Origin of the sequence: Halomonas sp. AOP22-C1-8 (assembly GCF_052378905.1) — a bacterium.
GTDB classification, from domain to species: Bacteria; Pseudomonadota; Gammaproteobacteria; order Pseudomonadales; family Halomonadaceae; genus Vreelandella; species Vreelandella citrativorans.
Genome location: NZ_JBQSYD010000051.1, coordinates 1 through 8,211 on the forward strand (window position 1 = coordinate 1; position 8,211 = coordinate 8,211).

Genomic DNA, 8,211 nt, shown 5'->3' on the forward strand with positions numbered 1-8,211 from the left:
TCAGAGGCGTTTGAAGTCCGAATGATCGCTTAAACGAGTGTCCACTGTTGCTGGGTAAGATCAGTTGACGCCATCATGATGGGTCATGAACCCAAGGAAACGCTTGCCGAACTGCTAAGCTTTGTGCGCTATATCGCGGACGACGACAGCATCTGCTTTGACCATACTGTCGCTGCTTCTGAAATGGCGCACCGTGACCGCAACGCCTCGCTTGCCCACTTTATGAAAGCATTTGGCCGCCTGCGCCACGATGTCGATAAAGTTCTGGGCACCTATTTTCACCAGTGCGCCATTGCCATGAGCTGCCAACAGCTTGCTCACGCAGGGCTATTTTTGGCGTCTGATGGCGTTAACCAGCCCAGCAACATTCGCGTCGTCTCCCCTCAACGGGCTCGGCGTATTAACTCGTTGATGATGATGTGCGGGCATTACGACGCCTCAGGTGAATTTGCTTTTCGGGTGGGGCTACCAGGAAAAAGTGGCGTCGGTGGCGGCATCCTGGCAATCGCCCCAGGGCAAGGCGCCATTGCTGTCTGGTCACCAGGCCTGGATGAATATGGCAATAGCCTGCTGGGCACGAAAGCACTTGAAATGTTTGCTCAACGCACCGGCTGGTCAGTGTTTGGGCATTGATCTGATCGTTTTTACTCCTTCAAGTCATCACTCACAATCTGGTTAGTAATAAAAAAACTAAAATATTTCTACCTTGCTAACCAGACAACATCCTACTGATGGTAAAACTGCCATCAAATTCTTGCCAAATTTACATCTCCTCGACATCAGTTCGTAACAGTCCCTCGCTAGGCTGACACCCAACCAATGAGATCGATCTCATTTCACCAATAACAGGTGCTGGCATGGCAGATTTACTCAGCGTGGCAAAACTCGCCGGCGTCTCTCGAGCAACGGCCGCACGCGCTTTTTCAACCCCTGATTTAGTACGCGACACAACGCGGGAAAAGGTCTTCCATGCAGCTCAACAGCTTGCATTTAGGCCTAACAAAGTGGCTCAGCAGTTGCGCTTACAAGCAACGCAAATGATTGGCGTCATGGTACCTAGTCTTGATAACCCGGTATTTGCGGAACAGCTTCAAGCCATGGAAGTAACCGCTCGGGACTGCGGATATTCACTTATTGTTACGACGAGCGAATACGATGCCAGTCGCGAGAACGACATTGTCGAAGAGATGTTACGTCAGCGAGTTGATGGCTTGGTGCTAACCGTGGCTGAAGCTGATAAAAGCACCGTACTTACTCAGCTACGTCAAGAAACTACGCCCTGCCTGCTTGTTTATAACCCTCCCGGCAATAGCGGTTTTCCCTCTGTCGGCGTTGATAATCACGCCGCTAGCGAAGCCGCCACCCACTACCTTATTTCGCTGGGTCACCAGCAAATTGGCATGGTCGCCGGCCCATTACTGCAATCCGACCGTGCGCAACATCGTTATGAAGGCTATCGCCTTGCCATGCAGACGGCTGGGCTCCCCCCATATCCACTCATTGAAATGCCCCGTCACACCCAAGCAGACCTGAAAAGTCTAGCGCCGCATTTACACGGCACCGATGGACTCAGTGCGCTGATTTGTACCAATGACCTACTCGCTATCAGTTTGATAGGCGAACTTCAACGAGCCGGGCTTTCGGTACCTAGCGAACTATCCGTTATGGGGTTTGACGGCATTGCCCTGGGAAAACATCTCTATCCCTCGCTTTGCACCATTGAGCAACCCCGTGCGGATATTGGTCGTGCAGCCATTCACACGATGTTGAACATGATTCGGGGTGAAAGACCCGTTCTTACCCCCCTGCCCTATGTATTACGAAAGGGCGAAAGTGTCGGAGCTCCGACAACCAGAAAGACCCCACCAGGTATTTCATCGAGGAGTATCACATGAACGTTAAGCATCTATATCAAGCGCTATTGGCCACTACGCTGATCAGCGCTTCAAGTAGCGTGATGGCTCAAAACAGTGATAATGCTATTTGCTACAACTGCCCGCCCGAGTGGGCAGACTGGGGCACACAGCTACGCCTGATTGAGCAGGAAACCGGCATCAGGGTGCCACAAGATAATAAAAACTCCGGCCAGTCACTGGCACAGCTAGTGGCAGAAGCCAATAGCCCTGTTGCTGATGTGGTCTACTACGGAGTGACGTTTGGTATCCAGGCGATGGAAGCCGACGTGGTTGAGCCTTACCAGCCAGCCCATTGGGATGAAATACCTGAGGGCCTTAAAGACCCTGACGGTAACTGGTTTGCCATTCACTCAGGCACGCTTGGCTTTATGGTTAATGTCGATGCCTTGGATGGCGCCCCCGTTCCTACCTCCTGGGCAGACCTGCTAAAACCTGAGTACCGGGGCATGGTGGGCTATCTTGATCCCGCCAGCGCTTTTGTGGGTTATGTAGGTGCAACCGCGGTTAACTTGGCGCTGGGCGGCGACCTTGACGACTTCACCCCCGCCATCGACTACTTCAACCAACTCTCCGATAACGCTCCCATCGTTCCTAAACAAACCAGCTACGCCCGCGTGCTTTCCGGTGAAATTCCGATTCTACTGGATTACGACTTTAACGCTTACCGTGCCCGCTATAGCGATGGTGCCAACGTTGACTTTGTGATTCCTGAAGAAGGCAGCGTCGTTGTGCCCTACGTCATGAGCTTGGTGAAAGATAGCCCTAACCCGGAAAACGGCCGTCAAGTGCTTGATTTCGTACTTTCCGATCAAGGCCAAGCGGTATGGGCAGATGCATATCTACGCCCGGTACGCGAAGAGGCTATCTCAGCAGAGGCCCGTGAAGTCTTTCTGCCCGATAGTGATTACGCCCGCGCCGTCACGGTAGATTATGACGCCATGGCCAATGCCCAGCGCAGCTTCTCCGAGCGGTATCTTTCGGAGGTTCGTTAATCATGGCAGTCATATCCAAGCAGCCCCTAGGGGCTGCTTATTCAGCCACCCGAGCAATAAGCCAAACCCCGAAACGTAAAAACTTCATTGCAGTATTCGCCTTAGCGCCAGCACTAGCCGTATTTTTCGCTTTTTGGCTACTGCCGTTTTCTCGTTTGATTCTAATGGGCGCTGAAGCCGATCGTAGTAGTGGTATCAGTGCTTATCTCACCATTCTTACCCATCGACAGTACTTAATTAGCCTCGTCACCACCGTCACAATCTCCTTTACCGTCTCACTTGTTGCTGTAGGCATCGCAGGCATAGCCGGTTTTTTTTTGGCACGCCACCGTTTTATAGGTAAATCGGTATTGGTCGCGACTCTCACCTTCCCACTTGCCTTTCCAGGCGTGGTAGTCGGCTTTTTAGTGATTATGCTGGGTGGTCGTCAGGGGGCTTTGGCTCAATTAAGCCTGTGGTTATTCGATGAGCGCTGGATGTTCGCTTATTCACTTGCTGGGCTCTTTATAGGCTATCTCTATTTTTCCATTCCACGCGTCATCACCACGGTGATGGCGGCTTGTGAAAATTCAGACCGAAGTCTTGAAGAGGCTGCCCGTTCGCTGGGGGCAAACTCATGGCAAGTTACTAAAGATGTCATTGTGCCGGGTATTGCGCCCGCTTTACTTTCGACCGGCGCTATCTGCTTTGCGACCAGCATGGGGGCATTTGGTACCGCTTTCACGCTCGGCACGCGACTGAGCATTTTACCTCTCGATATTTATGGCGAATTTACCAACTACGCCAACTTCGCCATGGCAGCCGCGCTATCTGTTGTGCTTGGGCTTATTACCTGGGTCGCATTAAGTCTGGCCCGCAAGTTGGCGGGCGGCAATGTAGGAGCCCCCGTATGAATCCACGTATCAGATTCTTCCTACAGCTGAGTTTCACTCTGCTGGTTTGCCTCTTCATGATCATCCCCGTGGCCATGTCCGTCATGGCTGGGCTAACCGAGAACTACTTTGTTGGCCTTAAAAGCGGTTTGACGCTGCGCTGGGTAAGTGAGGTATGGCAGCTTTACTCCAACACAATCTGGCTTTCTATCAAGCTGGCGCTGGCCTGTTTGGTGATTACAACGTTGATTGGCGTGCCCGCGGCTTATGGTTTGCTACGCAGCCGCCGCCGCTGGGCCAATGCGATTGAGGAACTGCTCCTGCTACCGGTGGCCGTGCCAGGCCTTGCCACTGCCCTCGCTTTACTACTTGCCTACGGTAGCTACCGGGAATTTCGTGGAAGCTGGCTATTCATTTTGGTAGGCCATGTACTTTTCACTCTGCCATTTATGGTGCGAGCCGTGCTTTCTGTTATGCAAACCGCGCGTCTACCGCTGCTTGAAGAAGCGGCAGCAAGCCTAGGAGCCAACTTCCGACAACGCTTTTTTGCGGTGGTGATTCCCAACTGTCTTAGCGGTATTTTGGCGGGCGCGTTGATGGTCGTCACCCTATCAATTGGTGAGTTCAACATTACCTGGATGCTGCATACCCCGCTTACTAAAACCCTTCCGGTAGGCCTAGCCGATAGCTATGCCTCCATGCGCCTTGAAGTGGGATCGGCCTACACGCTGATTTTTCTAGTGATGATTGTCCCACTGCTGGTGGCTATTCAATGGGCCGGGCGGCTTTCCAGCCCACGCCGTTAAGCAACCAGAACATCTAACTCGCCCCGTCGCCAAGAGATAACCCCGAGATCGATATGAGTTCATCCGTCAGCATCACCCTAACCCAATGCAGCCGTACTTTTTCAGGTAACCACAAGGCCCTGCAACCGCTAGATCTCCACATTAACGCAGGAGAAACCTTAGTGTTACTTGGGCCGTCTGGATGTGGCAAAACTACTACACTGCGCATCATCAGCGGCCTTGAAAGCCCGGATAAGGGCGGTCGCGTCCAATTTGGCGAACAGGATGTGACTGCCCTGCCTATTGAAAAGCGCGATGTCGGCATGGTGTTTCAAAACTACGCCCTATTTCCCAATATGAGTGTTGCCGACAACATTGCCTACGGTCTGAAAATACAGCGCTTGCCCCGTTCTGAGATTGAGCAACGGCTGGCCGAGGTCATGCGCATGGTGGATCTGGAAGGCTTTGGCGAGCGGCGTATTGATGCCTTGTCAGGTGGGCAAAAACAGCGCGTTGCCCTAGCGCGCGCCATTGCCGTTCGCCCCAAAGTGCTGCTATTTGATGAACCCCTTGCGGCCCTGGATGCCAAGTTGCGCGACCGGCTGCGCCTGGAAATCGGCCAGCTGCTGCGCGAGCTGGGCACAACCGCGGTTTATGTGACCCATGATCAAGACGAGGCGATGGCCTTGGGAGACCGTATCGCAGTGATGCAAACCGGGAGAATTGCACAATTGGGTACGCCCCAAGAGATTTATCACCAGCCCGCCAATGCGTTTGTGGCCGACTTTATCGGCGCGGTGAATCGCTTGGAAGTCATCGGAAAAGGGGCTGATGGTCACCTCACGGTGCAAGGCGGTGAATTGACCGCGCCTCACCTACAAGAGGCACCAAGCGTTTACTGTCGTCCAGAGGATATCGAGGTGGTCGCTCTAGCGGATGCCCAAGTAAAAGGCCGCATTCTACAAAGTATTTTTCTAGGGCAGTCTCAGCAGTTAATGGTTGATACAGGTGGCGCTACACCGATTCAGGTTAAGGCATCATCGCGCCAGCTTTGGCCCACCGGCGCCGCTATTGGTTTGAACCTGCCCTCGCAAGCGCTTTTTCATCCAGAGCTAAGTCATTCAAAACTAGCCGCCACAAGCGCCAAGGAGCAGGCCAATGGGTAAATCTTGTCTTATCGCTCAAATCAGTGACCCGCATATCAAAGCTGGCGGGCGCCTTTCCTATCGTCAAGTGGATACTGCCGATGCTCTACGCCAAGCCATTCAAACGCTCAATCAGCTAATGCCACGCCCCGACTTGGTACTCATTAGCGGTGACCTGGTCGACTTTGGCCACCCCGATGAGTACGCGACGTTTAAACAGATTTTGGCGGAGCTAACGCTGCCGGTTTATCTGATCCCCGGCAATCATGATGACCGCGAGCACTTGCGTGCTGCTTTTCCCGAGCATGACTATCTCTTTCAAGACGCTCATTATTTACAGTGGGTAATTGATGACTACCCAGTACGACTAGTAGGGCTCGACTCCTCCGTGCCAGGCGAGCCTTACGGAGAGCTAAGCGAGGAAAGCCTGTGCTGGCTGGATAAAACCCTGGCCGAACAGCCGCAAACCCCAACGCTGGTGATGCTCCATCATCATCCATTTATCAGTGGCATTGATCATATGGACCGCCAGCCTCTTAAGCAGCCCCACGCGCTGGCCGAGATAATTAACAAGCATGCCCAGGTTGAACGCGTGCTTTGCGGGCATGTACACCGCACTATTCAGGCACGCTTTGGAAATACGTTAGCCATCAGCTGCCCTGGAGTTTCGCATTATGTCAGCCTGGATCTAACCCCAGACGGCCCTTCCCGTTTCCAATTAGAGCCGCCAGGGTATTTACTACATCAATGGTCAGCAGAGGCAGGCATGGTGACGCACCAAGGTTTTATTAAACAGTACCCGGGCCCTTATCCGTTTTACGACGCTAACGGTCTAATTGACTAATACACGCTTCATACACCGCTAAATCCCCGGCAGAAAAGCAGCAAAACGTCACCGTCTCAACGGTAGAGCCCTGCTTTAGTGCCTCGCTCACCGTTGAGACAGCAATCCGTGCAGCTGCTTCAATAGGATAACGGTATACGCCGGTACTGATGCTCGGAAATGCTACCGAGCGTGCGTTTACCGATTCAGCCAGAGCCAAGCAGCGCTGATAGCAAGACGCCAATAATTTAGCTTCGCCGCGTGTTCCGCCGTGCCATACAGGGCCAACGGTATGGATGATAGTACGTGCTGGCAGTTTAAAGCCTTCGGTCAGTTTTGCATCGCCAGTGGCGCAGCCACCCAGCGTTCGACAGGTGTTAAGCAGTTCCGGTCCGGCCGCACGGTGAATGGCGCCATCTACGCCTCCGCCACCCAGTAATGAGGTGTTAGCCGCGTTAACAATGGCATCAACATGAAGCGTAGTGATATCGGCTTGTATCGCGGTAATGTTCATTTAAAACCTCCTTGTTGGCTATTTAGATGCACCGAGCGGCTCCACTTCCGGTGTTAAGTGCGCCAGCTCCCAGGCCTGCACCATCTGCTTTTTAGCGACGCCCCAACGGTAGCCACCTAACGCCCCGCTTTGCTGGATAACACGGTGGCAAGGAATCCATAACGCAATTGGGTTAGCACCCACCGCATTGCCTACGGCTCGCGACGATTTAGGCATGCCCAACGCTTGAGCAATATGCGTATAGCTTGCCAGCTGGCCTTCAGGAATGGTGAGTAGTGCTCGCCATACTGCGACTTGGAAATTGGTACCGGTCACGTGAAGCGATAACGTACCAGGTTTTGTTTTAGAAGTTGCCAATAGCGCATCAACCACATACGCCGTCGCCGCTGGGTGATGATTGAGCGTGCTTCGCGGCCACTCCTTGGCAAGCCGTGCCAGCAGTTCATCGGTGCTCGTGGCATCCACAAAGCCCATACGGCAAACGCCGCGCGGAGTCACCGCTACCAGCACGCTGCCCAAGGGCGTTGCATGCACGCCGTACTCGATACAGACGCCCTCCCCTTGACGTTTATGCTCTCCAGGCGTCACCGCTTCTAACTGCACAAAGTGATCATAAAGCCGAGAGCCACCGCTCAGCCCAAGCTCATGGGCAACATCCAGTAATGCCCGCGGCTCTTTTAATAATTGCTTACCTCGCTCCAGGGTGAGGGCTTGCAAAAAGCGCTTGGGCGAAATACCTGCATAGCGGCAGAACAGACGCTGAAAATGGTAGGCACTTAAATGCACATGAGCCGCAACCTCTTCCAAACTGGGTTGCAATACCGCCCGCTCGACCATGTAGACCATCGCCTTTTCGATACGCGCATAATCATCCATTGTCGGTTCCTCTGTGTGATACCGAAGCTCTCCTAGCTTAAGCGCTCCCTAGCGGCCTGCCGACCCGAATCTTGCGCATATCAATTTTATACAATACGCCGTCGCCACATCATCGCACACTCCCCTCACTGCTTAGGAGGATCACAATGTGCATTTCGCTATTACTACCCATGTCAGCCTTTGCCCTTGCCGCATCCATTTCTCCTGGCCCCGTCAATTTGATATGCCTCAGTAGCGGCACCCACTACCCTATGGTTAAAGGGTTAATCTTTGTGACAGGAGCCACAC

8 protein-coding genes and 2 pseudogenes are annotated in these 8,211 nt (G+C 53.2%); 8 read left to right on the plus strand and 2 right to left on the minus strand.

Translation table 11 applies throughout. The features are described from left to right. Positions 1-63: 63 nt before the first annotated feature. From ACT3TY_RS17565 to ACT3TY_RS17595, 7 genes and pseudogenes are all read left to right on the plus strand, one after another. Positions 64-633 (plus strand): annotated as a pseudogene (locus ACT3TY_RS17565) (glutaminase); the annotation flags it as partial. A 224-nt stretch (positions 634-857) separates the two neighbouring features. Continuing rightward, positions 858-1,895, plus strand: coding sequence for a substrate-binding domain-containing protein (locus ACT3TY_RS17570; RefSeq protein WP_444629053.1), 1,038 nt, complete (start codon positions 858-860; stop codon positions 1,893-1,895). Then, positions 1,892-2,908: an ABC transporter substrate-binding protein gene (locus tag ACT3TY_RS17575; RefSeq protein WP_444629054.1), complete on the plus strand. Its 1,017-nt coding sequence runs from the start codon at positions 1,892-1,894 to the stop codon at positions 2,906-2,908. Before ACT3TY_RS17570 ends, ACT3TY_RS17575 begins: the two co-directional genes overlap by 4 nt. A gap of 2 nt (positions 2,909-2,910) precedes the next feature. Next, positions 2,911-3,801 carry an ABC transporter permease gene (locus ACT3TY_RS17580; RefSeq protein WP_444629055.1) on the plus strand — a complete coding sequence of 297 codons (891 nt, stop codon included), beginning with the start codon at positions 2,911-2,913 and terminating at the stop codon, positions 3,799-3,801. Further along, positions 3,798-4,586, plus strand: coding sequence for an ABC transporter permease (locus ACT3TY_RS17585; protein WP_444629056.1), 789 nt, complete (start codon positions 3,798-3,800; stop codon positions 4,584-4,586). Before ACT3TY_RS17580 ends, ACT3TY_RS17585 begins: the two co-directional genes overlap by 4 nt. Before the next feature lie 53 nt (positions 4,587-4,639). Beyond that, positions 4,640-5,731 (plus strand): ABC transporter ATP-binding protein, encoded by a 1,092-nt coding sequence (locus ACT3TY_RS17590; RefSeq protein ID WP_444629057.1) that lies wholly within the window; start codon positions 4,640-4,642, stop codon positions 5,729-5,731. Continuing rightward, positions 5,724-6,554 carry a phosphodiesterase gene (locus tag ACT3TY_RS17595; RefSeq protein WP_444629058.1) on the plus strand — a complete coding sequence of 277 codons (831 nt, stop codon included), beginning with the start codon at positions 5,724-5,726 and terminating at the stop codon, positions 6,552-6,554. The genes ACT3TY_RS17590 and ACT3TY_RS17595 overlap by 8 nt, the downstream gene beginning before the upstream one ends. On the opposite strand, the gene ACT3TY_RS17600 is transcribed toward ACT3TY_RS17595, so the two are convergent. Further along, positions 6,535-7,047, minus strand: coding sequence for an O-acetyl-ADP-ribose deacetylase (locus ACT3TY_RS17600; RefSeq protein ID WP_444629059.1), 513 nt, complete (start codon positions 7,045-7,047; stop codon positions 6,535-6,537). The genes ACT3TY_RS17595 and ACT3TY_RS17600 overlap by 20 nt on opposite strands. Before the next feature lie 18 nt (positions 7,048-7,065). Further along, entirely contained in the window at positions 7,066-7,923 is an 858-nt protein-coding gene (locus ACT3TY_RS17605; protein WP_444629060.1) for a bifunctional transcriptional activator/DNA repair enzyme AdaA, read from the minus strand. A 146-nt stretch (positions 7,924-8,069) separates the two neighbouring features. Between ACT3TY_RS17605 and ACT3TY_RS17610 the strand changes: the two are divergent. Beyond that, positions 8,070-8,211, plus strand: a pseudogene (locus tag ACT3TY_RS17610) (LysE family translocator); the annotation flags it as partial.